Annotated in this window: 29 protein-coding genes, 1 pseudogene and 1 CRISPR repeat array; of the genes and pseudogenes, 21 read left to right on the top strand and 9 right to left on the bottom strand. The window is 69.8% G+C overall.

What is annotated here, in order from left to right; genetic code table 11:
* Positions 1-6: 6 nt before the first annotated feature.
* The 7 genes from casA to EAO77_RS19465 all read left to right on the top strand — a co-directional run bounded on the left by casA (position 7) and on the right by EAO77_RS19465 (position 6,549).
* Complete coding sequence (gene casA, locus EAO77_RS19495) at positions 7-1,611, top strand: type I-E CRISPR-associated protein Cse1/CasA (protein ID WP_147989577.1); 1,605 nt, start codon at positions 7-9, stop codon at positions 1,609-1,611.
* 34 nt (positions 1,612-1,645) lie between these two features.
* Positions 1,646-2,311: a type I-E CRISPR-associated protein Cse2/CasB gene (gene casB / locus EAO77_RS19490; protein ID WP_147989576.1), complete on the top strand. Its 666-nt coding sequence runs from the start codon at positions 1,646-1,648 to the stop codon at positions 2,309-2,311.
* Between the two features lie 26 nt (positions 2,312-2,337).
* The gene (cas7e, locus tag EAO77_RS19485; protein ID WP_147989575.1) at positions 2,338-3,513 is read left to right on the top strand and encodes a type I-E CRISPR-associated protein Cas7/Cse4/CasC; all 1,176 of its coding nucleotides are present in this window, start codon (positions 2,338-2,340) and stop codon (positions 3,511-3,513) included.
* On the top strand, positions 3,510-4,334 hold the full coding sequence (gene cas5e / locus EAO77_RS19480; protein WP_147989574.1) for a type I-E CRISPR-associated protein Cas5/CasD: 825 nt from the start codon (positions 3,510-3,512) through the stop codon (positions 4,332-4,334). The genes cas7e and cas5e overlap by 4 nt, the downstream gene beginning before the upstream one ends.
* Positions 4,331-4,996, top strand: a complete 666-nt coding sequence (gene cas6e / locus EAO77_RS19475; protein ID WP_147989573.1) for a type I-E CRISPR-associated protein Cas6/Cse3/CasE — start codon at positions 4,331-4,333, stop codon at positions 4,994-4,996. The genes cas5e and cas6e overlap by 4 nt, the downstream gene beginning before the upstream one ends.
* A gap of 182 nt (positions 4,997-5,178) precedes the next feature.
* Positions 5,179-5,876: direct repeats of the CRISPR family, unit length 29 nt; unit sequence GTCCTCCCCGCCGACGCGGGGGTGCTCCG.
* 164 nt (positions 5,877-6,040) lie between these two features.
* On the top strand, positions 6,041-6,277 hold the full coding sequence (locus tag EAO77_RS19470) for a hypothetical protein (RefSeq protein ID WP_147989572.1): 237 nt from the start codon (positions 6,041-6,043) through the stop codon (positions 6,275-6,277).
* On the top strand, positions 6,277-6,549 hold the full coding sequence (locus EAO77_RS19465; RefSeq protein ID WP_147989571.1) for a hypothetical protein: 273 nt from the start codon (positions 6,277-6,279) through the stop codon (positions 6,547-6,549). Before EAO77_RS19470 ends, EAO77_RS19465 begins: the two co-directional genes overlap by 1 nt.
* Positions 6,550-6,629: 80 nt before the next feature.
* Here the strand turns inward: EAO77_RS19465 and EAO77_RS19460 are convergent, their stop codons facing one another.
* The 3 genes from EAO77_RS19460 to EAO77_RS19450 form a co-directional block, all read right to left on the bottom strand.
* Entirely contained in the window at positions 6,630-7,496 is an 867-nt protein-coding gene (locus EAO77_RS19460; protein WP_147989570.1) for a hypothetical protein, read from the bottom strand.
* On the bottom strand, positions 7,493-8,308 hold the full coding sequence (locus EAO77_RS19455) for a sigma-70 family RNA polymerase sigma factor (protein WP_261994034.1): 816 nt from the start codon (positions 8,306-8,308) through the stop codon (positions 7,493-7,495). The genes EAO77_RS19460 and EAO77_RS19455 overlap by 4 nt, the downstream gene beginning before the upstream one ends.
* A gap of 74 nt (positions 8,309-8,382) precedes the next feature.
* Positions 8,383-8,595, bottom strand: a complete 213-nt coding sequence (locus EAO77_RS19450) for a hypothetical protein (protein WP_147989568.1) — start codon at positions 8,593-8,595, stop codon at positions 8,383-8,385.
* A 726-nt stretch (positions 8,596-9,321) separates the two neighbouring features.
* On the opposite strand from EAO77_RS19450, the gene EAO77_RS19445 reads away from it, so the two are divergent.
* Both EAO77_RS19445 and EAO77_RS19440 read left to right on the top strand, forming a co-directional pair.
* The gene (locus EAO77_RS19445; protein ID WP_147989567.1) at positions 9,322-9,681 is read left to right on the top strand and encodes a hypothetical protein; all 360 of its coding nucleotides are present in this window, start codon (positions 9,322-9,324) and stop codon (positions 9,679-9,681) included.
* Positions 9,682-9,730: 49 nt separating this feature from the next.
* Positions 9,731-10,531, top strand: coding sequence for an inositol monophosphatase family protein (locus EAO77_RS19440; protein WP_147989566.1), 801 nt, complete (start codon positions 9,731-9,733; stop codon positions 10,529-10,531).
* 182 nt (positions 10,532-10,713) lie between these two features.
* On the opposite strand, the gene EAO77_RS19435 is transcribed toward EAO77_RS19440, so the two are convergent.
* A complete protein-coding gene (locus EAO77_RS19435) occupies positions 10,714-10,917 on the bottom strand; it encodes a hypothetical protein (RefSeq protein WP_147989565.1) in 204 nt (67 codons plus the stop codon).
* Between the two features lie 273 nt (positions 10,918-11,190).
* Between EAO77_RS19435 and EAO77_RS19430 the strand changes: the two genes are divergently transcribed.
* The 5 genes from EAO77_RS19430 (at position 11,191) to EAO77_RS38695 (ending at position 14,312) form a co-directional block, all read left to right on the top strand.
* Positions 11,191-11,850 (top strand): HNH endonuclease family protein, encoded by a 660-nt coding sequence (locus EAO77_RS19430; RefSeq protein ID WP_147989564.1) that lies wholly within the window; start codon positions 11,191-11,193, stop codon positions 11,848-11,850.
* A 321-nt stretch (positions 11,851-12,171) separates the two neighbouring features.
* Entirely contained in the window at positions 12,172-12,414 is a 243-nt protein-coding gene (locus tag EAO77_RS19425; protein WP_147989563.1) for a hypothetical protein, read from the top strand.
* Positions 12,411-13,424 carry a hypothetical protein gene (locus EAO77_RS19420; RefSeq protein WP_147989562.1) on the top strand — a complete coding sequence of 338 codons (1,014 nt, stop codon included), beginning with the start codon at positions 12,411-12,413 and terminating at the stop codon, positions 13,422-13,424. Before EAO77_RS19425 ends, EAO77_RS19420 begins: the two co-directional genes overlap by 4 nt.
* On the top strand, positions 13,421-13,771 hold the full coding sequence (locus EAO77_RS19415; RefSeq protein WP_261994033.1) for a DUF6233 domain-containing protein: 351 nt from the start codon (positions 13,421-13,423) through the stop codon (positions 13,769-13,771). The genes EAO77_RS19420 and EAO77_RS19415 overlap by 4 nt, the downstream gene beginning before the upstream one ends.
* 364 nt (positions 13,772-14,135) lie before the next feature.
* On the top strand, positions 14,136-14,312 hold the full coding sequence (locus tag EAO77_RS38695) for a hypothetical protein (RefSeq protein WP_187283313.1): 177 nt from the start codon (positions 14,136-14,138) through the stop codon (positions 14,310-14,312).
* 66 nt (positions 14,313-14,378) lie between these two features.
* Here the strand turns inward: EAO77_RS38695 and EAO77_RS19410 are convergent, their stop codons facing one another.
* On the bottom strand, positions 14,379-14,735 hold the full coding sequence (locus tag EAO77_RS19410) for a hypothetical protein (RefSeq protein ID WP_147989561.1): 357 nt from the start codon (positions 14,733-14,735) through the stop codon (positions 14,379-14,381).
* A gap of 80 nt (positions 14,736-14,815) precedes the next feature.
* Positions 14,816-15,070: pseudogene (locus EAO77_RS19405) on the bottom strand (transposase); the annotation flags it as partial.
* Between the two features lie 1,346 nt (positions 15,071-16,416).
* Here EAO77_RS19405 and EAO77_RS19390 point away from each other — a divergent pair.
* The 3 genes from EAO77_RS19390 (at position 16,417) to EAO77_RS19375 (ending at position 18,534) form a co-directional block, all read left to right on the top strand.
* Positions 16,417-16,701: an EF-hand domain-containing protein gene (locus EAO77_RS19390; RefSeq protein WP_187283312.1), complete on the top strand. Its 285-nt coding sequence runs from the start codon at positions 16,417-16,419 to the stop codon at positions 16,699-16,701.
* 191 nt (positions 16,702-16,892) lie between these two features.
* Positions 16,893-17,759, top strand: a complete 867-nt coding sequence (locus EAO77_RS19380) for a DNA ligase (protein ID WP_147989558.1) — start codon at positions 16,893-16,895, stop codon at positions 17,757-17,759.
* A 112-nt stretch (positions 17,760-17,871) separates the two neighbouring features.
* A complete protein-coding gene (locus tag EAO77_RS19375; RefSeq protein WP_147989557.1) occupies positions 17,872-18,534 on the top strand; it encodes an HNH endonuclease family protein in 663 nt (220 codons plus the stop codon).
* Between the two features lie 324 nt (positions 18,535-18,858).
* On the opposite strand, the gene EAO77_RS19370 is transcribed toward EAO77_RS19375, so the two are convergent.
* Positions 18,859-20,169 carry a pentapeptide repeat-containing protein gene (locus EAO77_RS19370; RefSeq protein WP_147989556.1) on the bottom strand — a complete coding sequence of 437 codons (1,311 nt, stop codon included), beginning with the start codon at positions 20,167-20,169 and terminating at the stop codon, positions 18,859-18,861.
* 194 nt (positions 20,170-20,363) lie between these two features.
* Between EAO77_RS19370 and EAO77_RS19365 the strand changes: the two genes are divergently transcribed.
* Genes EAO77_RS19365 through EAO77_RS19355 form a run of 3 tightly spaced genes read left to right on the top strand, consistent with a single transcriptional unit; the run spans position 20,364 to position 21,957 of the window.
* Positions 20,364-20,603 carry a hypothetical protein gene (locus EAO77_RS19365; protein ID WP_147989555.1) on the top strand — a complete coding sequence of 80 codons (240 nt, stop codon included), beginning with the start codon at positions 20,364-20,366 and terminating at the stop codon, positions 20,601-20,603.
* Complete coding sequence (locus EAO77_RS19360) at positions 20,600-21,604, top strand: hypothetical protein (protein ID WP_147989554.1); 1,005 nt, start codon at positions 20,600-20,602, stop codon at positions 21,602-21,604. The genes EAO77_RS19365 and EAO77_RS19360 overlap by 4 nt, the downstream gene beginning before the upstream one ends.
* Positions 21,601-21,957 carry a DUF6233 domain-containing protein gene (locus EAO77_RS19355; RefSeq protein ID WP_261994032.1) on the top strand — a complete coding sequence of 119 codons (357 nt, stop codon included), beginning with the start codon at positions 21,601-21,603 and terminating at the stop codon, positions 21,955-21,957. Before EAO77_RS19360 ends, EAO77_RS19355 begins: the two co-directional genes overlap by 4 nt.
* 50 nt (positions 21,958-22,007) lie before the next feature.
* Here EAO77_RS19355 and EAO77_RS19350 read toward each other — a convergent pair whose 3' ends face one another.
* Positions 22,008-22,904 carry a pentapeptide repeat-containing protein gene (locus EAO77_RS19350; protein ID WP_147989553.1) on the bottom strand — a complete coding sequence of 299 codons (897 nt, stop codon included), beginning with the start codon at positions 22,902-22,904 and terminating at the stop codon, positions 22,008-22,010.
* Here EAO77_RS19350 and EAO77_RS19345 point away from each other — a divergent pair.
* Complete coding sequence (locus tag EAO77_RS19345) at positions 22,903-23,259, top strand: hypothetical protein (protein ID WP_147989552.1); 357 nt, start codon at positions 22,903-22,905, stop codon at positions 23,257-23,259. The two genes, EAO77_RS19350 and EAO77_RS19345, sit on opposite strands and share 2 nt — an antisense overlap.
* Here the strand turns inward: EAO77_RS19345 and EAO77_RS19340 are convergent.
* Positions 23,249-24,069 (bottom strand): IS5 family transposase gene (locus tag EAO77_RS19340; protein WP_147989551.1). Its coding sequence is split into 2 segments (ribosomal slippage): positions 23,249-23,719 and positions 23,722-24,069, totalling 819 coding nucleotides; the frame shifts between segments, so codons are not numbered across the junction. The two genes, EAO77_RS19345 and EAO77_RS19340, sit on opposite strands and share 11 nt — an antisense overlap.
* Between the last annotated feature and the right edge of the window lie 41 nt (positions 24,070-24,110).

Raw genomic sequence — 24,110 nt, 5'->3', positions numbered from 1 at the left:
AGGGGCGTGTCAACGCCTGCGTTCAATCTGATCGATGAGCCATGGATCCCGGTTGCGTGGCTGGAGGGGAAGTCAGGGCCACCGAGAGTGGGCTTAAGGAGCCTGTTCCTGCAGGCCCAGGACATTCGCACGCTGCTGATTCCGGAGGCTCCGGCTCACTCGGCGCTGCTGCGCGTGCTGTACGCGCTCACCGCCCGGATCACCGCTTTGGACGAGGCCGGTCCCGGAAGCTGGGGTGATCGGCGGGAGGAAGTCCTCGAGCAGGGCTTTCCTGAGCGAAGCATTGAACTTCCCGCCGGCCGCAGGGCCGGCATCGCCGGCTACTTCGACCAGTGGACCCACCGCTTCGACCTGTTCGATCGCGATCGCCCCTGGCTCCAGGACCCTCGCCTCCCCGACCAGTGCGACAGGAACCAGACTGCCGGGGTCCACAAGCTGGTCATGAGCCGGGCAGCGGGCAACAACCAGTCCTGGTTCGGGCACTGGAGCCATGACAAACATGTGCTCCCCGACCTTTCGCAGACAGCGCTGTCGCTGCTGACCTGGCACTACTGGGGAGCCCCCGGCGCCCTCTCGAGGCGCGCAGTCGAGGAGGTGAGCCACCACTATGCGAAGGCATCACCACTGCGGGCCGCACTGTCGTACCACCCGGAGTGCGACAACCTCTTCCTGACGCTGCTGGCGGGCCTGACCCCACCGGACGGCGACGTCAGCCGGCAGGTCGACCTGTGCCCGTGGGAGCGCGACGACCTCCCCGACCCGCTCAAACCGATGCCCGAACCACAGGGCCCCTGCTCACGACTCACCGCCTGCTCGCAGCACGCCCTGTACCTCGTCCCCGCCCCGGACGGCCGGCACACCGCCGACGCATACATCACCTGGGCTTACAACGCCGAGCGGATCCGGCCGGAAGACGACTACCTCATCTGGGACATCGGCAAGGACGGAGAGACCTTCCCCCGGCTTGCACGCTCCTCCCGATCCCTCTGGCGGGACGTTGACGCCCTACTGCTCAAACAGCTGGACGACGCAAGCCCCATCCAGCCGAAGGTGATGGACCACGCCTTCGACGTCAGCGAGTACCTACGAGTACGGGCGCTCGGCTTCGAACAGGACACCAGTCAAGCGGCCAACTACCAGCTCGTCGACTCCACCACCCCGGTACTGCTCTCCCGAGTCGAGGAAGAGGCGATGAGCACCGACCTGCCCGTTCGCCAGCTCCGTGAACTTGGCGAGCTCTTCGGGAGCCGGCTGGAGCAGGCCACGAAGGAAGCCTGGCTGACGTACACGGATGACAAGAAGAACGACCCCGGAGCCTGGCTGGACGCGGTAGCGGCACGCTACTGGCCGTCGGCGGAGGACGAGTTCTGGTCCAGGTTCCGGAAGCTGCCCCGCTCAAGCGGTGCTGCGGACTGCGAATTCGACGTCGAAGCCGCATGCAGGGCTTTCGGGCGGCACGCACTCAATGCCTACGAGTCGGTGACCGACTCCGTGACACGTACAACACGGGGCGCGAAGGCCGTCACCAAGGCAAAGGCGCTCATCCTCGCCGCCCTGGCCGACCCGTACAAGGCGATGGCGAAGGCCAGGACGAACAGATCGGCCAAGTAGCCGTGACCATCGCCCACCAACTTGAGGACAGGCAGTGACCACCCACGCCGCGGAACCGAACAAGCGCCACAAGACGCGCACCACGTACGCCACCTTCGTGCGGGATGTCGAGCACCTGTGCCGTGAGGACCCCGGAGCCCGCGCGGCCCTGCGCTCGGGCCTGCGCCGCGATCTGGACCACCCGCGCGCCCGCCCCATGCACCGACTGCTGACCCCGCTCCTGCCAGAACAGTGCGATGACCGAACAGCGCAGGCCCACTACACCGTGGCCTCGCTCATTGCAGCCCAGCCCCGGCACACCTTCGCGCCCGAACCCAACGACGACGAAGCCACTGCCGCGGAGCAGGATGAGCAGCTACTCGAGAACGGCGGAGAACCGGCCGAGGCGGCCGCCTCCGCGGAGATCCCCCCGTACGGGACCTCCTTCGGTGCCACTCTTGGCCAAGCCGTCATCGCGAAGGGCGCTTCCATGCGCAAGAGCGCCGCAGAAAGCCGCATCAACCTCCTGACACGGCAGAGCCTGCGCGGCATCCATCTCCACCTCCCCGCAGCGGTCAATCAGGTGCGCACCACCGACGCCACCATCGACTGGGGACAACTGCTGGCAGACCTCATCAACTGGCCGTACCAGTCAGGGCGCATCAGCCGCCGCTGGCTGCAGGACTTCTACCGGATCACCGCCTCAGCCGACAAGGGCTGACCCCCTTAACCCACAGGAGTTCCCTGATGGCCCGCAAGCCACGCTTCATCGACATCCACGTCATCCAGTCCATCCCCTACGCGAACCTGAACCGGGACGACACCAACTCGGTGAAGACCATGCTCTACGGCGATGCCCTGCGCACCCGCATCTCCAGCCAGTCCTGGAAGCGTGCGATCCGCGAGCATCTCCAGGACGCCCTCGAAGACAACACGCTGCGCACCCGCCGCATCGGCGAGCGGGTCGCCGAAGCACTCCGCCACCGCGGCTGGGATGACGCGTTGGCCGACCGTGCCGGTGCGCATGTCGCGGCCGGGAGCAGCATCAAATGGGAGGTGGCCAAAGGGAAAGACAAGCAGCACATCACCAACAAGGTCCTGACCAACGCCCTCATCTACCTCCCCGAAGACGCCATCGAGGAACTGGCTGACATCGCCGAAGCCCACAAGGAGGCGATCACGACCGACTTCACCGGCAAAGAAAAGAAGAAGCCCGAAAGTGCACTGAAAGGGAAGATCGACAACATTATCATCAAAAGGAACGGCGTCATCAACCTTTTCGGCCGCATGCTCGCCGAGGTCGACCAGGCCAATGTCGACGGCGCCGTCCAGGTCGCACACGCCTTCACCACACACACCACTGAGGTCGAACTCGACTACTTCGCAGCCGTCGACGACGTCACCGCAGCGAAGGGCGACGAAACCGGCAGCGGCCACATGGGCACCGCCGAGTTCAGCACCGGCACCCTGTACCGGTTCGCCACAATCGACCTCCACGAACTCGCCAAGAACCTGAGCGACGACAACGACATCGCCGCCAGCGCCGCACGCGAGCTCGCCGGCCAGTTCCTGCGCTCCTTCATCGAGTCACTGCCCCAGGCCAAGAAGAACTCCACCGCCCCGCACTCGATCCCCCACCTGGTCCACGTCGCAGTCCGCTCCGACCGGCCCCTGTCCTTCGCCGCAGCCTTCGAGGAGCCCGTACGATCCGCTCAACAGGGCGGCTACGCCACGCGCTCCGTGGCAAGCATCGACGCCTACTCCAAGGCCGCAAACATCCTCCTCGGCCCGGACCGCCTCCTGCACACCGCACACGCTTCCCTCCACTTCGACAAACTCGAGCACCTCGGACAGCGCCACTCGTCCTTCGACGCTCTCGTCACCGCCGCCGTCGACGCTGCCCTGGCCCAGGCGCCGCAATGACCGAGAACCAACCCCGCGGACTGCTCTTGCGCCTGGCCGGCCCCCTGCAGTCCTGGGGCACGCACAGCAAATACCTCTGGCGTGACACAGCCAGATTCCCCACCCGATCCGGCGTCGTCGGCATGCTCGCCGCGGCTCTCGGGCGGGAGCGCGGAGCACCCCTCGACGACCTCGCCTCGCTGTCGATGACAGTACGAGTCGACCGCCCCGGCGTTGTCCTGTCCGACTTCCACACCGTAGGCGGCGGGCTGCCCGCAGACGAGCAAGTGATCACCGTGGACGGAAAGCGCAGGCCCGAAGGAAAAGGCACGCTGGTGTCCAAACGCCAGTACCTCGCTGACGCGGCTTTCACCCTCGCGCTCACCTCCGACAACGCAGAGCTGCTTCACCTATGCGCTGGCGCCCTACGGGACCCGTACTGGCCCCTGTTTCTAGGCCGTCGGTCCTGCCCGCCCGAGGGTCCTGTTCTCTTGGGAAACGTAGAAAATCCTCTGCACCACCTGGTACGGCTGCCGCTCGCAACAAAAGGCCCGCGCCATGGTCTGCAGCCGACCGACTTCTACAGCGACAAGCCCCTCGGTCAGCTGCCTGTTGACCCTGACGCTCCAGACCGTGGTGACGGTGATCACCACAGTGGTGAAGTCACCGACGAGCCGCTGTCGTTCGAGCCGCTGGAACGCCGATATCGACCCCGACCGCTCTACAGGCGCGCCGTGACCCTCCCCGACGCCCCACACGCAGGATTTGGCACCAGCTATCTGGAAAATCTCCAAAAATATATCGAAATACATTTCGCCACGTCAGAGAGGAGTGCACGGTGACCTTGTTGCTGACCCGCATCGTGCCCTCGCCCAGTTCACGCGAAGCCCGCCGAGACCTCGGCGGCAACGATAATGGAATCCGATTGCACAAACGCATGCTGCAAATGTTCCCCGACGGCGTCCAAGGCCCAGCCCGTTTCACATTCGGAATCTTGTTCCGCGCCGAGGAGACCCCACGGGGACCGCAAATCCTGCTGCAGAGCCACATGCAACCCAATCCCTCGCGCCTGCCAGACGGCTACGGCAGCATCGAAACGCGATCGCTTGACACCTTGCTGTCACACCTGCAAAAGGGAATGGTCGTAAACTACCGATGCGTGGCCAACCCGGTTCGCAAACCACGAGCTACCACCCGGCAAGCTGACAGTCTCCCGCCAATCGTCGCCTTGAGCGGAAACGCCGCCATTGAATGGTGGGAACGTCAGTCCAACGCAAGCGGGTTGGAACCGCTGAACATCAACGCGCACCCGCTCGCCATGGTACGCGGCCGTCGAGGCTCCGAAGGCGCTGCGGCAGAGCAGCGAATCCAACATGCACGCACACAATTCGACGGAACAGCCAGAATCCTCGACGCCGAAATGCTTCGCGAAAAGCTCGCCAAAGGAATCGGACGGGGAAAGGCTTACGGATGCGGACTGCTCAGTATCGCTCCCGCTCGATGAGCTCACCGGCGGGCGCGCGGGAAACTCCGAGGAAGAGTCCTCCCCGCCAACGCAGGGGTGCTCCGCGAAGCGCACGGCTATAGCTCGCCCTCAGAGAATCCTCCCCGCCGCCGTAGCGGGGGCGCCTCGCATGGGGACGCCCTGCCGTCCGTGAAGGAGCGGAGCACCCCCGCGTCGGCGGGGTCCTCCCCGCCGACGCGGGGGTGCTCCGGCCCTCGGCTACACGCGCCTCATCACGTACACGTCCTCCCCGTCGACGCGGGGGTGCTCCGCACGCCATGGCGGCCGGGCTGACGGCGAAGGTGTCCTCCCCGCCGACGCGGGGGTGCTCCGCCGACCGGGCTCCCGTGTTCATCCGTGCGCCGGTCCTCCCCGCCGACGCGGGGGTGCTCCGCCACCTGGAGCGGCTCGCCACCAACTCATCGTGTCCTCCCCGCCGACGCGGGGGTGCTCCGGCGGTCGAGTCGGTCGGGCAGCTGGTCGTCGCGGTCCTCCCCGCCGACGCGGGGGTGCTCCGGCGGACGCCCCGTGGAACCTCATCCAGTCGATGTCCTCCCCGCCGACGCGTGGGTGCTCCGTAGATCAGGTCACCGGGCTTGGCCTTCGTGATGTCCTCCCCGCCGACGCGGGGTGCCGGCGGCACGGGCTGACGGCGTGGTCATCGAGGCGTCCTCCCCGCCGACGCGGGGGTGCTCCGGTCTACGGAGGTGGGGCGCTCACCCTGTCCCGGTCCTCCCCGCCGACGCGGGGGTGCTCCGGAGACGCTCGGCGAGGTCGACACCGCGCTCGCGTCCTCCCCGCCGACGCGGGGGTGCTCCGAACGGTGGTGGCGCCGCGGTGACGCCCTGGCCGTCCTCCCTGCCGACGCGGGGGTTCTCCACCGGGCACCACCAGTCCTGGCGACCGCGGTCGTCCTGCCTGCTGTGTCAGGACGACCACGACGAGTTCCTTCTGCTGCCGCTCGAGTGTCTGACTGCGCTTCTGGCGGTGCTGTCCGGGGTTACCGTGGTGACACGAGCTCAGTGCCTGTTTGGGGAGGACTCGATGAGTGACCAGCCGGCCCCTGCCGACACCGCCGCCCGGCAGCAGTTGACACCTGCTGCCGCCGAAGGCGTGCGCGCGTACGCGGCCCGGACCCGCGAGAGCGCCGACCAGCTCGCCGCTGTCCTGGAGGACATCGCCGCCAACGGCCTGCCCGCGGCAGAGGACTGCATACCGTGGGAAGAGCTGCGTGAGCAGCATCTCGCCCGGCTCGCCGCCCAGCGCCCGGCCGTCGCCTGATGCCCGCACCGCCCGGCCGGCGCCGGGCCCGGATCGCGTTCTCCGACTCCGCCGCCAAGCAGTTGGACGCCATCACCAGCGAAGCCGAACTGCACGCCCTGGACCGCTCCCTGGTCGTCCTGTCCGTGGACCCCGACGCCGGCGAACCGCTCCCGGGCGACAGCACCGGTCCCCAGCTGCGCCAGTACACCGACGACGTCGAACACGTCCGGCTCGTGTACTGGGTCACCGCGCTGCGCACCGTGGTCGTGGTCGCGTTCATCGAGGTGTAGCAGCCGGCCGCTGCCTCCGGCAGCGGCCCTCTCTGCCCGGCCAGCCCCGGCACGTCACCGTCGCCGGGGGACTGCCGTTTCTAGCGGGCCGCCGTATCGCGGATGCCCGTGGACAGGGCATGCGGCTCGGGTTCGTCTGTGGGTGCCGGCTGCTGGGCTGCGGGTGTGGGATGCGGGGTGCGCGAGGGGGTGCGGGCCGGGAGGCTGGGTCGCCGCGTGTCGGGCTGTTTGGTGGCGGCGTCCAGGAGGTGGGCGACGCGGGCAGAGAAGTCCGGGCCGGGCAGGGGCATCTCCCAGTCGGGCTGACGGAGGTATCCGGACGCGACAGCGGTGGGGATGTATTCCATGAGTTCGACGAGCACGGCGGAGTAGGTGCGTGTGGTGTGCTTCGCGAGGTGCTGCAGTACACGGAGCATGGTGGTGGTGGAGGCCTTGGTGACCTGCTGATTGGCTGGATGCCAGGTCTGGGCCGGCTCCGACGACGGGTCGGGACCCGGCGGTGCCTCGGTGCGAGCGTCGTCGGTGTGCCGGTGCCACCACGCGGCCAGATGCGCCTCTCCCTGGGAGAGGTGGTGCAGGTAGAGGCAGTAGGCGGCCGCACTCTGCCCGGCGCCCCAGGCGTACTGCCACCAGTAGCGGGCCCCGTCGTCAGTGTCCGTGAGCTGGAGGACGCAGGCGAGGATCATGGCGCTGCGGGGCTCGGGGACCTGCTCGGTGACGAAGTCCGCGACGTCGTTCGCGGGCGCGTGGGTCACCAGCGTCTCGCACAGGGCCCGCAGGTCCTTCGCAGCGGCGGAGGACACGGGTGTCGTCGTCCCCGACATGGCGATGGGAACGCCAGGGCCTTGGTCGGGGTACGTGGCTTTGGCGGGCGGCACGATGTCCCGGGGTACGGAGCGGTCCCGGACCAGCAGGGCCCGGGAGAGGATCTCTTCGATGCGTGTCATGCGGTTGTCCCTTCGGTCTCGGTCGACGGGCAGATGACGCTCTCCAGAAAGTGGGTGGCGTGCCGCTCGCTGGACAGGACGACGGCCAGCGGCACACCGAGCAGCGCGGACACCTCCTCGGGGAGGAAGGCGTAGGAGCGGCGCATGATCATGACGTCGAGCTGCTGTTCGGGGAGCCAGCTCATGGCCTTGAAGAGCTGGAGGCTCTCCGCCATCTGATGGGCCTGGTCCGCTTCGGTGTCCAGCTGCTGCAGCGCGATCGTGTCGAAGGCCGCGGCCCCGAACTCGGGCCGGCCGTCGATGTGCGGCGTACGGGACATGACGGTGGCGCGCAGCGCCTGCCAGGCGAACCGCCGGATGTCGGGGCTGGCCAGCGCGTCGTTCCAGCTCAGCCACAGGATGTCGAACGTGTTGGAGATGGCGGTGTCCCGCTGGTCGTCGTCGAGGAAGACCTGCGCATACAGCCGGTACATGTTCTCCACCGTCTCCCGAAACGCCCAATGGTCGAGCGGAGGGGACTGGGACGTGGTCACCGACGCCCTGTCGGTCGACTGCTCCACCCAGTCCGAGGACTTCCTGGCCTCCAGCGCAGCCTGGCGCCACAGCCGGTACAGGGGCCAGCTGGGCACCTCCAGTGGCTGCGACAGACTGAAGATGATCTCCCACCGTGGGTAGTGCCCGATCCCGCGCAGGAGCTCCGAGATCTTCGACTTCGCCAGCGGCACCATCACGCTGAGGTGGCTCATGGTCAGCCCGCTGCCGAGGTAGGCCGACCGCAGAGGCTCCAGCCATGCCCGGTGAACGCTGCCCACGCCGTCCACGATCGGCCCGAGCTTGCGGCCAGGCCGCACAGGAGCCGGCTGCGCCGGCGGCTCCAGGGGAGTCGTCACAGTGCGCTGCCCTCCTCGCCGGAGGTGCCGTCCCCGCGGCCGTTTGCCGCGCCCCGGGACGGGCGGCGGGTCCCGCGCGGGATCTGCTGCACGACCAGGACGACGAGAGGGGCCAGCGCCGCGATCGTGGCAGTCTGTCCCGCGGCGGCCATCGCGATGCTCCCTGCAAGCGCCGCGAGCGCGATGATCAGTATCTGATTGAGGGTCATGTGCAGCTCCATAGGTATCGGTTCCCATCCGAAGCCCCACGGTTCACGGGTGCCGAATCCGCTCTCCGGGGGAAGGGCAACCAGCTTGGAGCACACCGGAGTTGTAACGCCACGTGATCATGAATTCACGGAACAATGGCAGTCGCAGACCGAGCCCAAAGCGCACAAAGATGACCGTTCCGGGACGCAGGACGCCCGACCAGTCCGTCAGCCGGGTAGAAGTTCCCAGTTGGCCTTGCAATCCCACGGGAGACCCACGTCAATGGATGCAGGACACCTCCAGGTGTCGGCCTTCCCATCCGGAAGGGCTCTGTCCCGTGCCGAGAACAACAGGGACAGAGCATCACCGCTCCCGCCTGACCAGGCTTAGAGGTCAGGCGGGAGCGGCTCAAGCCCCCACGCGCGAGGACCTCGAAGACCGTAGCGGAGAGCACCGACACCCGGAGCCGCTCACCGAGCGACACCGAACGTCGGCCAGATATCGCTCCGCCAGACCAGCACCGCATGCCGGAACCTGACGGGCACCACACGCCGGGACGGACCCGCCGGCATCGACGCCATCAGCCCCCAGCCGGCACCTGGACCACTCAGCCCCGGACACACCGCACGCGGAACGTCACGTCCGCCCGCCGTCGCGGAACCTCTCACCAGGTGAAAGCACTTACCCGTTCGGGTAGTGCAAGCCGGGCGCTACTGCCACGCCAGACACGGCCGGTATCCACATCCATGATCACGAACCTCGTGCGCGGGCTCACCGCGCTCACTCTCGCCCCGCTGACCACCGCCACACCGGCCCAAGCCATGGAGACCGTGCCGCTCGCCCACGCCGTCGAGCTGCTGCCCGTCGTCCCCGAGGACCGCACCGGCTACATCCGCACCTCGTTCAAGCACTGGAACTCGGGCGACGATGCCGACGACGGCTGCAACACCCGCCAGGAGGTGCTCCTCGCCGAGGCCGCGGTGGCGCCTGAGGTCGAGCCCGGCTGCCCAGTCAGCGGCGGATCGTGTACGAGCTGCCACGACAACCAGACGGTGAGCGTCGCCGGTTCCTCCGATATCGACCACATTGTGCCGCTAGTGCTCTGACCAGGAAGGTTCGCCGGGGCGGTGACCTCGCCTCGATAGTCTGCACGGCGTGATCAACTCATATGCGAGTTCCGACGATGCTGCCGTCGCAATAGCCGGGGCGCGGGCCGGCGCGGACGTGGTCCGCACCATGTACGGCCAGCGGCTCACCCGCATCGACAAGGGGGGCGGGGACTTTGCCACCGCCGCTGATGTGGAGGCCGAGAAGACGATCCTTGACGTCATTCGTGCCGCACGGCCCGATGACGCGGTGCTCGGCGAGGAAGGCGGGCAGCAGGGCGCCGCCGACGCTGTGCGCCAGTGGTTGGTGGATCCCCTGTGCGGCACGCTGAACTACGCCGTCGGGAGCATGCTGGTGGCCGTCAATGTGGCGCTGCGCGATGGGGCGGCGGCGGTGGCCGACCCGTTCAGCGGCGAGGTCTTCTTCACCGACGGGGAGACCGCCTGGGTGCGGCGTGACGGGACCGACGACGTCGTGCTGATGCCCTCGCCCGCTACCCGATTGGTGGACGTCAACCTGGTTCCGCCGTTCCCGAGTGCGCCCGGATACCGGGCCGTGGATCTGCTGACCCACCCTGAATTCGTCGAACGTTTCCGGCCGCGGGTCGTGTCCACGACCCTGGCGCTGACCTGGGTCGCTGCTGGCAAGCGCGCCGCGTATGTCACCGACGGCGGGGACCTCTCCAGGAGCGTTCACTTCGCGGCCGGTATCGCTGTGTGTCGGGCTGCTGGCTGCGTTGTCACCGGGATCGACGGTGCCCCGATTGGTGAGGCGGGTCACGGGCTTGTGGTCGCCGCCGACGATGAGACCCACAGGCTGCTGATGTCGATGATGCACAGTCGAAGCTAGTGCTCCGCAAGGGGTACGCGGGAACACGCCCCGGACGTTGGCGCCGACGACTACGTCCTGTCCCAGCCGGGGGTTCACGGAGCAGGGGATCGCACCTACGCCTGCATGCGGCGCTCGGCCTCTCCATGCGGCGGGTGCTGTCGACCCCTGCAGTGTCGGACGTGACGCCGCAGGAGAGTTCTTCAGTCCGTGGCGATCTGGATGACGGCGATCACAAGGCCGACAACCCCGGCAATTTCGGCAAGGATGGTGAGGGCGGAGCGCGTCGGATCCTTTGCCTGCTCGTGGTCGATCCAGGCGCCGATCGCATAGCCGAAGCCGCTGAACATCAGCAGGATCGCCAGCATTTTGGCGATGTCGTCGCCGCTCAACGACGCCAGCCGCATCGTCTTCCCCTAAAGAAGTAGGCCTCACGTGGTGAGCCTCGTCCGGAACGGTTCAGTGGTTACCACGTCTGCTCAAGTAGCCGCGGTTCCTGGAGCAGAGGCCGAAGGAAGCCATGGAAGAGCGACCGTCGCCCTGCGACGGACTCAGCTCAAGGCCTCGCTGAGCGGTGCGTCTTCGTGGAACGTTTCACCAGGTGAAAGCACTCACCCGCTCGGGTAGAGGGTGCGCCGAGCGCTTCCGTCACGGCGGACACGGCCGGTATCCACGTCCTCATGATCACGAACCTCGTGCGCGGGCTCACCGCGCTCACTCTCGCCCTCGCCCCGCTGACCACCGCCGCACCGGCCCAGGCCCTGGAGACCGTGCCGCTCGCCGACGCTGTCGAGCTGCTGCCCGTGGTCGTAGAGGAGCGCACCGGCTACACCCGCACCTCGTTCAAGCACTGGAACTCGGGCGACGACGCCGGCGACGGCTGCAACACTCGCGCCGAGGTGCTCATCGCCGAGGCAACCGTGGCGCCGGAGGTCGGCCCTGGCTGCGCCATTAGCGGCGGATCGTGGACCAGCTACTACGACGGACAGACGGTCACCGTGGCCGGTTCCCTCGACATCGACCACATGGTGCCGCTGGCCGAGGCGTGGGACTCGGGGGCCAGCTCGTGGACGCCCGCGCGCCGGGAGGCGTACGCGAACGACCAGGGCGCCGCGACTTCGTTGGTTGCGGTGACGGCCCGGTCGAACCGTGCGAAGGCGGATCGGGACCCGGCGGAGTGGCTGCCGCCGGCCGCCGATGTCCACTGCCGGTACATCGGTGAGTGGGTGGGGACGAAGCTGCGCTGGGGATTGGCGATCGATGAGGCCGAGCTGGCGACGCTGGAGGTCTACGGCGAGACGTGCGAGACGACGGTGGTGAACTACACCGCCGCGCCGTAGACCGGTGTCCGGGTGCCGGCCCGGGCGCGTGTCAGGTGCGCCCGGGCGGCGGACGCGGGGCGGGGCCCCTTGCAGTGTCGAAGCCGTCCGGGGCCCCGCCGCGGCGCGCAGAGCCCGCCGCCGCCGCGGCGCGCAGAGCCCGCCAGGCCCTGACCGCGCCGCCGGGTCCAACGAGGCAGGCGCGGCGAGAACACCGCCCGGCTCCCGTGGTGCACCAGGGCCGGGCAATGGGGGAGGAGGCACCTGCGCCGAATGCAGGGCCGGGGCCGCGGCCGGGATCCGGAGTGGCCGAAAAAATCGAACAAGTGTTTTACTCGGGGTATGGCGCAGACCCGTTACCCGCACGAGCTGATCGAGACCCAGCAGGATCTGGACCGGGCGTACGCACGCCTTGCCAGGCCCGCGGGGCCGGGCGGCAGCACAGCTTTGCGGCGGCGGGTCATCCGCCTGTCGGCCCAGGTTCTGGCCCACCCGTACTGGTCCAGCTCGGCCGGCGCGGGCGCCAGCCTCGGCGAGCTGCGCGCGCAGGCCCGCGCAGACTCGGCAGGAGGCGGATCGCCATGACGGGGCTCCACTGCAGCCCCGTGCTGCTGCACGTCAGGTGCCCCCGCGATATCGACCCCGCCGTGTACCGGCAGGTGGTCGAGATGGCCCAGGACGTCACCCCGGTGGTTCAGGTCCTGCCGCCCGCCGCGCTGATCGCCGACGTCACCGGCAGCCTGCGCTATTACCGGCGCGGCCCCGCAGAGGTCGCGCGGATGCTGCGCACCCGGGTCCTCGCCCGGTGCGGCGTCCCGCTGCTCGTGGGCGTCGGCCCGTCCTGGTCTGTCGCGGCCATGGCCTCCCGCGCGGCCGCCACCGACGCCGCCGAGGACGGGGGCGTGCTCGGCGTCGACCCGCACGAGGTGACCGCCTGGCTGCACCCGCAGCCCGTCCGCGCGCTGGACGGGATCGGCCCGGCGCAGGAGCGCACCCTGACCTCCTACGGCGTCCACACCATCGGCCTGCTCGCCCACCTCCCCGAAGCCACCGTCCAGCGCCTCGTCGGCGGCCGCGCCGGCCGCCAACTGCGCGAGCGCGCCCGCGGCATCGACCACCGCACCGTCGTCGCCACCGACCTGCCCCGCAGCACCAGCGCACAGCGCTGCCTGCCGGCCGACACCCTCGCACCTGAGCTGCTGCGCTCCGTGGTGCTGTCGCTCGCCGTCGAGCTGGGGGAGCGGCTGCGCGGCCGCGCGCAGGCGGCCCGCGGGCTCACTCTCACCGTGGTCTTCGCGGGCGGCAGCCAGGTCGAGCGCAGCCGCCGCCTGCCGCTCGGCGCCTCGGCACACACCGACGACCTGCGCGACCTCGTCTACGACCTGCTCTCCTCCCTCGGCCTCCAGCGCGCCCGGGTACGCGGCCTGGCGCTGCGGTGCGACGACCTCGTCAACGCCGCCCACGTCGCCGAGCAGCTCTCCTTCGAGCCGGAGCGCGCGCACCGGCTGACCGCCGAGAAGGCCGTCGACCAGCTCAACAAGCGGTTCGGGCCCCGCACCGTCGGACCCGCCGCCACCTACCGGCACGCCGGATGACCAAGGACCGGAACGTGCGGGACCTGCCCCCGGACACTGACCGGCTCCGCGTCCTGGAGCTATGGCTCCAGCTTTCCCTCCAGCGCGTCCGGGACCGCATCGCCGACCTGGAGCGCCAGGAGGCCGAGCACCGCCGCGGCCTCGCAGCCGTGCCGCCGGTGCCGGACTGGGTGGTCGAGACCGGTATCGGCGCCGACCGGCCCCGCCCCTACCTCCATGTCGGCGGCCGCCACATGGCCGGCAAACGCGTGCACGCCGTCACCCGCGAGGTCGCGGCCCGGGCCGCGACCGATGGTGTCGAGGCGTGTTCGCACTGCGGCGCCGCCGCGGCCCTTGGCATCACCTGAGCAGCGGGCAGCGAGCCTTCCGCTACAACGAGTTGTCCAGGCGTCGGCAGAAGCGGATCCGCCAGTCCCGCACCCGCCGGCTGCCCAGCACATGTGCAGTTGTCGCGGGCGGACGCCCGGCCTCACAGCCTGCGGAAGCCGTGCCCGTTGCTGCCTGAGGACCGGTTCCGGCCGCGGTCCGCCACCGCCCCGTCGCCGGTGCCGCGAGAGAACTCCCAGGGGATGAAGGGCCGGCTGCTGGCAATCGACTCTCTACCTCCACAGTGAGGAGGGTTGCGGGGCTTGGTGCCCGGTCCTCCAACGTGCTCCCACCGCCCCGGGCCGGTCCGGGTGGGACGACTTTTTTCTACCTGTGGAGGACCCCATGACCTTTGACCCGGCGATGCTTTTCGCTCTGCCGCTGATCCTCGCGCTCGGCGTGATCTGCCTGACCGTGGTGTGCGTCGTCGCGCTCCTGCGGGCACGTCGCACGGACACCGTCTCCGTGGTGCGCGCGCTGCCCGACCTCGCGGCCGTCTTCCTGCGCCGGCGCCGCCGATGACGAGCACCAGGAGCACGAGAAAGCGACCGCAGCCCGCTGCCAACTGCACCCGGCGCCCGGGGGCGATCAGCCCTGGAGACCGAGCGGCAAGTGCCGCGCCTCGCGCCGGATCCGGACGGCGATCCGCTGCGCCGCCCGCGCGCGGCGCAGGGCGGGACCGGTGAGGTGGCAGGGGAGGGGCGCCGGCCGGCCGCGCTGGTCCAGGAGCCAATCCGCCTTGTGCGGCAGGGGCCGCTGCCAGACGGCGTCGTAGGCGGTGAGCCAGGAGACCGTCCCGCCGGAGGGCGGGCAGCAGATGTCCGCGAGCACGGTGGCCAGCAGGCGGTGCAGGGCGTCGGGATCCTGGCCGCCGAGGAGAGTCTCGTAGAGGTCACCGAGCTTGCGGCCGATGAACTGAGCTGCGGGGACGCGGCGGTGCAACATCGCTCCTCCTGAAGGGAGTCGTGGGCCCCGCGTCCTGAGGACAGGGTACGGCCGTGCGCCGACAGCGTTCCCCCCGGCCGCCGGGCCCAGACCCGGTCCCGGCTCCACTGAGCGAAGCGTCGGTAGACCGTGGGCCAGGCGGGACCAAACACCGGCGGCAGCTGCCGCCAGGTGCAGCCCGACGTTGCCACGAAAATGATCGCGGCCAGGGCTTCACGGTCACCGGCCCGCCGTCGGCCACCGCCCTGTGGGCGCGTGACCACTGCGGGCGGCACCACCCGCCGGAACAGCACCCACAACTCGTCCGGCACAAGTCGCTCAACGAGATCCGTCATGCACGGCTCAACGAACGATCACGCCATAAGAAACGACGTCTAAGGGCTGTCCCGTTAATCCCTGGCTGCGTAGGCGTGGGGCTGGCAGGATGTCGGCCATGACCACGATCCGAAGGGCCGATGCCGCGTAGGCGGCCCGGCGACCTGCGCGCCCAGCACCATGGTCCTCGCATCTGGGAGGACCCGCCGCCGACTCGGATCCACGGGCTCTCCGCCCGTACCAGCCTGGCAATACACCGAGTAGAGCGCCTCTCGGGCGACTACTACGTCTTCCCTGGTTCAACTGCCCGCGCACTGCGGCGATATCAAGCGTTCCTGCAGCCGCCGGGGCGGCGGCCTTTGTATCCCCAGGATGCCCACTGCTCATGCCGCGGATGCTCATTCGACGACGTGCGTCACGCCCGTGACGTGCTCGAAGAAGTTTTGCAAGAGCTGCCCTTCCGGTCCCGCGCCGAGCTGAAACACCGGGTGGCCTCCCTGGACGCCACATACCTCGACCGCACTCTGCCTGATCCCTTCGCCGATCGTCGGCAGTGGCGTGCTGACCTCTGGTGGCATCGCCGTCTCACGGCAGGCGGAGAGGCGATGTGAGCTTCGTGGCCCTGATGACGCTCTTTGAAATCGGCCACCCCCTGCTCAGGGGTGGCCCCACACCTGCTCGCGATTCCCCAGTCTGGAGTGAGATCAACTCCGTGGGGCAGGGGGCCGGTTTGTTCCTCGGCCGATGATCAGGGCTGGTTCGCGATCCGCCGGCCGAGCTGTTCAGCGCAGCGTGCTCCGCGGTGGCTTGGTGCAGGCGGCCGGATGGGTCGAGCCCGCCGAGACCTACGAGAAGGAGGTCGGCCGACGGCGATCGGTGACCGTGGTGCTCTACCGGCTCGGAGATGTCCGCGACCTGCGGGACATGCCCGGCGTTGACTGGGAGGCCGCCCGGGGCGTGGGCAAGGGCAAGCCGTCCCCGCTGCGCGAGTACGCGCGGCTCGCGCCCACCCGCGCCGCCGCGGTGACGGGCTTCTGCCAGCCTGGAGCCCTACGAGAGCTGGTACTGCCTCATGGAGGCGTACGCCGCGTGGCTCGGCTCGCCCCGCTGGCTGCGTCTCGGGGGCGGTCACCGTGCGGCCGGTGACGCGCTCGCGGCCCGGGACGTCCTGGTGCGCATGTCCAAAGGCCGTGGGTTCGAGTTTTCCGAAGGAGGCTCAGCGCTGAACCGACGGGTGAGGCATCCCTGACGCTACTCCGGCGGGCTCGGGTTCGGGCGAGCCTGCCGAACACCGGTGTGCGCTGATTTTACTCTCCACGGAGAGTAATGAACCGGATGCAGAGAGGCATCAGCGATGAGTGGCAGCGTGGACATCAGCCAGGAGAAGATGCAGGCCGCCTTCGAGGCGATCGACGCCGACGGCGACGGGCTCATCGGCCCAAGGGAGTACTACCACTTCCTGCAAAAGCACGGCGGTACCAGCATGGAAGCGATCGAGGCAGCGCATGAGGACTTCCTCGGCGCGGACCAGAACTGGGACAACTACATCCAATTCTCGGAATTCGCGGACGCAGTGAGCCGGTGGTGCCGGAACAAGAACAGCAACGATCCCGACGTGCGCCTGGTAGAGGCGGTCTTCCAGCGGTTCTGAGTGCGGCCTCGGGGAACATTGGCACAGCGATTAACGCCAAGCCGGTGATCATGGCCCGGGTGTGAGCGTGCTCACGCGGTTCTCGTACGCACGGCGTGCCTTGCGCTGGGCCGGGATCGCGGGGAGGCCCTGGTCGCCGTCGAGCGGCTGGCAGGGGTGCAGCCGGGCCCGCGCGGGGTGAGGGTGATCGCATGGACGCCGTCGTGTCGCTCGCCCTGGCCCGGGCCGTGCCGCAGCTCCCGCGCGGAGAAGGCTGGTGGTACGAGCCGAAAATGGACGGCCACCGGGTCGCGATGATCCGCACCGAGGAGTCCGTGATCCTCCAGGCGCGGTCCGGGCGGATCGTCACGTCCGTGTGGATGGACCTGGCGCTGGCCGGGATGCGGCTCCCGCCTGGGACCGTGCTGGACGGTGAGGCGGTGATCTGGCGGGACGGCCGACTCGACTTCGCCGCGGTGCAGGCCCGCGCCAACTCCTCCGTGCCTCGGGCGCGGGCGCTTGCCGAGCACCTGCCGGCGTCGTACCCCGTCTGGGACGTCCGTGTGCACCCTGAGCTGGGCAACGTCCGATCACGGCCGTATATGGAGAGGCGCGGCCTGCTGCTGGATCTCGTCGGTGATCTCGGGCCCCCGATCCAGGCGCTCCCGGCCACGGACGACTACGAGACCGCTCTCGTCTGGTACGACGCCCTCCAGGCCCAAGGCGTCGAGGGCATCGTGGCCAAGCGGGCCAGCAGCCCCTATCGGGGTGGATCCCGTGACTGGCAGAAGATCCGTCACGCGGAGGTCGAGGACCTGGTGGTCGTCGGCTACACCGGCGCCCGGTCCCGGCCGCGGGCGCTCGCCGTCCGCCGCCCGGACGGCCAGGTCGCCCTCTCGCAGCGCCTGACCGGCCCGCTCGCGGCCGCGGCCGCGCACTACCTCCAGCCGGCTGGCGCCGGGCGCCGGGGGCGCACCCACGACGGCCAGACCTACACCGGCACCCCGGCCGAGTTCCTCGTCGAGGCGCTGACCGGGACCACGAGGCACGCCGTGGTGACCATCACCCGCGTCCGGTAGGCCGCAGCGGGTGAAGCGGGGACGTTTCAGCAGGTGAACGTGGTCTCCCGTCCGGGTGACGAAACACGCCGGGGACGGCACGCGGTCGGCCCGGGCCGGTATCAACACGGGCGTGATCAAGAACTTGCTGCGCGGCTGCACCGCGCTCGCCCTGACCCTTGTCCCGCTCGTCGCAACGGCCGCCCCGGTCCACGCGCTGGAGGCCGTGCCCCTCGCGGCCGCGGTCGAGCTGCTGCCCGTCGCGGTCGAGGACCGTACCGGCTACACCCGCTCCTCGTTCCGGCACTGGAACGGCGGCGACGACGCCGGCGACGGCTGCAACACGCGTCAGGAGGTCCTCCTGGCCGAGGCCGTGGTCGCGCCGGAGGTCGGCCCGAACTGCACGATCACCGGTGGCTCGTGGCTGTCGTACTACGACGGGCAGACGGTGACGGCCGCGGGCTCCCTGGACATCGACCACGTCGTGCCGCTAGCCGAGAGCTGGGACTCGGGGGCCAGTGCCTGGACTGCGCAGCGCCGGGAGGCGTACGCGAACGACCAGGGTGCGCACACCTCGCTCGTCGCGGTGACCGCGCGGTCGAACAGGTCGAAGGCGGACAAGGACCCGGCCGAGTGGATGCCGCCGGCCGGGGACCAGCACTGCCGGTACGTCGGCGAGTGGGTCGGCACGAAGCTCCGCTGGGGCCTGTCGGTCGACCAGGCGGAGCAGGAGACCCTCGCGGTGTTCGCCGAGGCGTGCGAGACCACGATCGTCACCTACTCCACGGCGCCGTAGGCCGGTGCCCGGGTGCCGACCGGGCGCGCGTCAGGTCGCATCCGGGCGGCACCGCGGGGGCGGGGCCCCTGACAGGTGTCGAAGCTGGGCGGGGCCCCGCCGCGGCACGGAGGGCCACGCCAGGCCCTGACCACACCGCCCGGTCCAACGAGCTGGCCACGGCCGGGACACGGCCGCCTAGGGCGGCGTCGGCGCGGCAGTGCGAGCACGCCTCCACGCCGTCCGTGACGGCCTGGGCAGCGACTCACCGACCAGGCGGATGGCAGCGAGTTGGTCTGGCCGTGAGAAGCGACGGGGAACCCGGCGTTGCATCCACCAGCGCTTTCACGGGGTGGGCAAGAGGAGCCCTGCGGGGGGCGAGCTAGGCAGACCGTGCGGGGCTGCCCCCGACACCCTGCTGAGGTCGACCGTGCCGCCGGAGAACGTCGCCCCGCTGAAGTTGACCGTGTTGTTGGAGAACGTCGCCCCGCCGAAGTCGACCGCGCCGCCGGAGAACACCGCCCTGCCGAAGTCGACCGCGCCGCCGGAGAACACCGCCCTGCCGAAGTCGACCGCGCCGCCGGAGAACGCCGCCGTGATGAAGTCGACCCTGGCGCCGGAGAACTTTGCCCCGACGAAGCTGACCCTGCCGCCGGAGGAAACCACCCCTGAAAACCTGACCGTGCCGCCGGAGAACACCGCCGCGGCGAAGTCGACCCTAGCGCCGGAGAACTTCGCCGAGGAGAAGTCGACCCTGGCGCCGGAGAACTTCGCCCCGCCGAAGTCGACCCAGCGGCCGGAGAACTTCGCCACGTCGAAGTCGACCCAGCCGCCGGAGAACTTAGCCCCGCCGAAGTCGACCCTGGCGCCGGAGAACTTAGCCCCGCCGAAGTCAACCCTGGCGCCGGAGAACACCGCCCCGGAGAAGCTGACCGTGCCGCCGGAGAACACCGCCCCGGAGAAGCTGACCGTGCCGCCGGAGAACTTCGCCCCGGAGAAGTCGCCGCCGTCGAAGACGACGCCGGTGAAGTCGAGGTGGAGTTCGCCCCATGAGTGCTGGTGGTCGGTGGGGAGGCGGAGGTGGTCGCGGATGAGGCGGATGACGGTGTGCCGGACTTCTCGGAGGGAGAGGTAGGCGTGTTGGGCCTCGGTGTCGTTGGGGAGCAGGTCGGCCTGGGGGGTGTAGGGGAGGCGGAGGTAGGCGCACAGGACGTCGACGCAGGTCTGGCGGAGTTCGCGGGTGGGTGCGTCGTCGGCGAGGCCGGCGAGGGCGTGGACGCCGCCGAGGCGGACGGCGGCGGATTCGTCGCCGAGTTGGGAGACCGCGGCGGTGAAGCGTTCGGTGTGCAGGCGGGTGGCGTCGCGCAGGGCGCCGTCCTCGTCGACGCGCTGGCGGCGGTAGGCCACGACCAGGGCGACGAGGGCACCGGCGCCGGCCACGACACCGAACGACAGCTTCACCAGGTCGAACAGCGTTTTGGAGTCGATCTCTGATTGCGTCTTCAGCTTCTTCGCGCCGAGGAGGTCCCAGCCGGTGTTGAACACGAACCCGGCGACCAGGAGGGCGGCGGTGAAGGCTAACGCCAGGACGACGCCGACGTTCCACAGGCGTAGGCCCCGCCGACCGGCCTGGCGGCGGGCTATCTGAAGTCTCATGCCCGACATGATGCAGCCCGCACACCGTCCGGTTGCGGCTGTTCGTGGGCGCTCCCCCGGGATTGCAGACGTTCCTGTCTCAGCATCCGGGGGACGGTCAGACCGTGCGCTGGACGAGGGTCACTCGCCGATCTTGACGGGAACGATTGTGTTCGGAGTGGCAGCCAAAATCGAACAGGTGTTTTACTCGGGGTATGGCGCACACCCGGTTTCCGCACGACCTGATCGAGACCCAGCAGGACCTGGTCCGGGCCTACGCACGGCTCGCCCGGTCCGCCCCGGGCGGATCGACGGAACTGCGCCGACGGGTCATCCGCCTGTCGTCCCGGGTGGCGGCCCACCCGTACTGGTCGAGTCCGGCCGGGGCGGGCGGCAGCCTCGGCGAGCTGCGCGCCCCGGCCCGCGAGGGACGGGCAGGAGGCGGATCGCCGTGACGGAGCTCCACCGCAACCGGGCGCTGCTGCACGTCAGGTGGCCCCGCGAGGTCGACCCCGGCCGGTGCCAGCAGGTGATCGACCTGGCCCAGGACGTGACCCCGGTCGTCCAGGTCCTGCCGCCCACCGCGCTCATCGCCGACGTCACCGGCAGCCTGCGCTACCACAACCGCGGCCCCGGCGAGGTGGCGCGGATGCTGCGCACCCGGGTCCTCGCGCACGCCGGCGTCCCGCTGCTGGTGGGCGTCGGCCCGTCGTGGTCCGTCGCTGCCATGGCGTCGCGCGCGGCCGCCGCCGAGAACGGGGGCGTGCTCGTCGTCGCCCCGCACGAGGTGACCGGCTGGCTGCACCCCCTTCCGGTCGGCCGCCTCGACGGGATCGGCCCGGCGCAGGAGCACACCCTGACCTCCTACGGCATCCACACCATCGGACTGCTCGCCCACCTGCCCGAGGCAACGGTGCAGCGCGTCGTCGGCGGCCGCGCCGGCCGGGAGCTGCGCGAGCGGGCCAGAGGCGTCGACCACCGCAAGGTCGTCGCCACCGACCTGCCCCGCAGCACCAGCGCGCAGCGCCGCCTGCCCACCGACACCCTCGCGCCCGAGCTGCTGCGCTCGGTCCTACTGTCGCTCGCCGTCGAGCTGGGCGAGCGGGTCCGCGGCCGCCGCCAGGCCGCCCGCGGTCTCACCCTCACCGTGACGTTCGCGGGCGGCAACCAGATCCAGCGCAGCCGCCGCCTGCCGCTCGGCGCCTCGGCACACACCGACGACCTGCGCGACCTCGGCTACGACCTGCTCGCCTCCCTTGGCCTCCAGCGCGCCCGGGTGCGGGGCCTGGCCCTGCGGTGCGACGACCTGGTCGATGCTTCCGCCGTCGCCGAGCAGCTCTCCTTCGAGCCGGAGCGCGCGCACCGGCTGAGCGCCGAGAAGGCAGTCGACCAGCTCAACAAGCGGTTCGGGCCCCGCACCGCCGGGCCGGCCGCGACCTACCGGCACGCCGGATGACGAAGGGCCAGGCCGTGACGGATCTGCCGCCGGACGTCGACCGGCTCCGCGTACTGGAGATGTGGCTCCAGCTCTCCCTCCAGCGGGTCACCGACCGCATCGCCGCCCTGGAGCGCCGGGAGGCCGAGCGACGCCGCGGCGTCGCGGCCGCCCCGCCGGTGCCGGACTGGATGATCGAGACCGGCATCGGCGCCGACCGGCCGCGCCTGTACGTCCACATCGGCGGCTGCCACATGGCCGGCAGACGAGTGCGCGGCATCACGCGGGCCGAGCCTGCGGGCGCTGTGGCGGAGGGTGTGGAGGCCTGCACACACTGCCGGGCCGACTCGGCACTGGGCATCCTCGACGGCTGACGGCGAAGCAGCCAGCGCGCGACGGCAGCGTGCATACGCCCCTGGTGGATCTATGAAGTCGGGGCCCACGCAGAGGGAAGCGTCACCGCCGCCGGTACAGGACTGCCGACGGCGGCGAGAAGGTCGCTTGGAGCCGCCCCCCTCGCGCTGCGGAAGGACAGCTCGCCACCGGCGAAGGTCGCGTCGTGGAAGAGCATCTCGCTGCCGTCGAACGTCGCGCCAAGGAAGGACACCGTGCCATCAGTGAATGCAGCGCCGCTGAAAGACACCGCACCGCTGGCAAACATCGCGCCACCGAAGAACACTCTGCCGCCGGAGAACGTCGCCTGAGTGAAGGACACCGCGGCGCCAGCGAACGTCCCCCGCCCGAAGAGCACTCTGCCGCCGGAGAACGTCGCACGGGCGAAGGACACCTCGCCATCGGAGAACGTCGCATCCTGAAAGGACACCGAACCGCTGGCGAACGTCGCGCCACCGAAGAACACCTCGGCGCCGGAGAACGTCGCGCCATGGAAGGACACCGTGCCATCGGTGAATGCAGCGCCGCTGAAAGACACCTCACCGCTGGCAAACATCGCGCCACCGAAGTCCATGTGGCCGTCGATGGTGATGCCGGTGAGGTCGAGGTCGCAGCCTTGCCAGGAGCGGTGGGTTCCTTCGGGGCGGCGGTAGTGGTCGCCGATGAGGCGCAGGATCGTGTGCCGGACCTCGCGGAGGGCGAGGAAGCGGTGGTGGCCTTCCAGATCGGCAGGGCCGGGGTCGGGGGTGTAGGGGAGCCGGAGGTAGGCGCACAGGACGTCGATGCACGTCTGGCGCAGGCTGACGTCCGGGGCGTCGTCGGCGAGGCCCGCCAGGGCGTGGACGCCGCCGAGGCGGACGGCTGGGGAGTCCGAGCCGAAGACGTCGTTTCTTATGGCTGTCCGAGCGGCATGAGAGCCTCCTGGCATGAGCTACGACCTTGCTGTCTGGGAAGGCGAGAGGCCGGCGGATGACAAGACCGCCGGCGAGGTCTTCGACGACCTGTACGACCGGTACATCGGCAGCGAGGGAAAAGAGCCTCCGTCCGAACGCATCGCGGCCTACGTGGCTGCGCTGCTTGAGCGGTGGTGCGATCTGACCGAGGACGAGGAGGACACCTCGCCCTGGTCAACCGGGCCGTTGATCAGCGAAGCCAGCGGTCCGCTGATCTACTTTCCCATGCGGTGGAGCATGGCCGAGGAGGCATCAACCTACGCGGCGGCCGTCGCGGAGTCCATGGGGCTGGTCTGCTTCGACGTGCAGCAGAACCGGCTCAGGCCGTGAGAAGGCTGGCCAAGCGGCGATAGCCGATGAGAGTCGCGGCTATACCGACGAAGGCGAGGAAGTGCTCGGCCTTCCGTTCGTAGCGGCGGTGGAGGCGTCGGCAACCGGCCAGCCAGGACACAGTTCGCTCAACCACCCACCGATGTCGGCCCAGCCGTTGCGAGGACTCGACACCCTTGCGGGCAATGCGATGGCGGATCCCCCGTCGGCGCAGCCATCGCCGCAGGTGGTCGTAGTCGTAGCCTTTGTCCGCGTGCAGCTTCGCCGGCTTCCGGCGCCGGGGCCCACGGCGGGACCGGATCGGTGGGATGCCACGCACGAGCGGCTCCAGGCCCTGGCTGTCGTGCATGTTCGCGCCGGAGATCCCCAGGGACAGCGGCAGCCCGTTCCGGTCGCAGATCAGGTGGATCTTCGATCCGAGTTTGCCGCGGTCGGTCGGATTCGGTCCCGTCAAAGGCCCCCTTTTGCCGCCCGCAGGCTAACGGAGTCGATCGCGCACCGCGACCAGTCCAGTTCACCCCGCGCTCCGAGTTCGTCGAGGATCACGCGGTAGAGCCGGGCCCAGACCCGGTCCCGGCTCCACTGAGCGAAGCGTCGGTAGACCGTGGGCCAGGCGGGACCAAACACCGGCGGCAGCTGCCGCCAGGTGCAGCCCGACGTTGCCACGAAAATGATCGCGGCCAGGGCTTCACGGTCACCGGCCCGCCGTCGGCCACCGCCCTGTGGGCGCGTGACCACTGCGGGCGGCACCACCCGCCGGAACAGCACCCACAACTCGTCCGGCACAAGTCGCTCAACGAGATCCGTCATGCACGGCTCAACGAACGATCACGCCATAAGAAACGACGTCT

This window comes from Streptomyces sp. T39 (assembly GCF_008042045.1).
Taxonomy (GTDB): Bacteria; Actinomycetota; Actinomycetes; order Streptomycetales; family Streptomycetaceae; genus Streptomyces.
The sequence above is the reverse complement of the archived record's forward strand: the minus strand, read 5'-3'. Positions and strand labels throughout refer to the sequence as shown.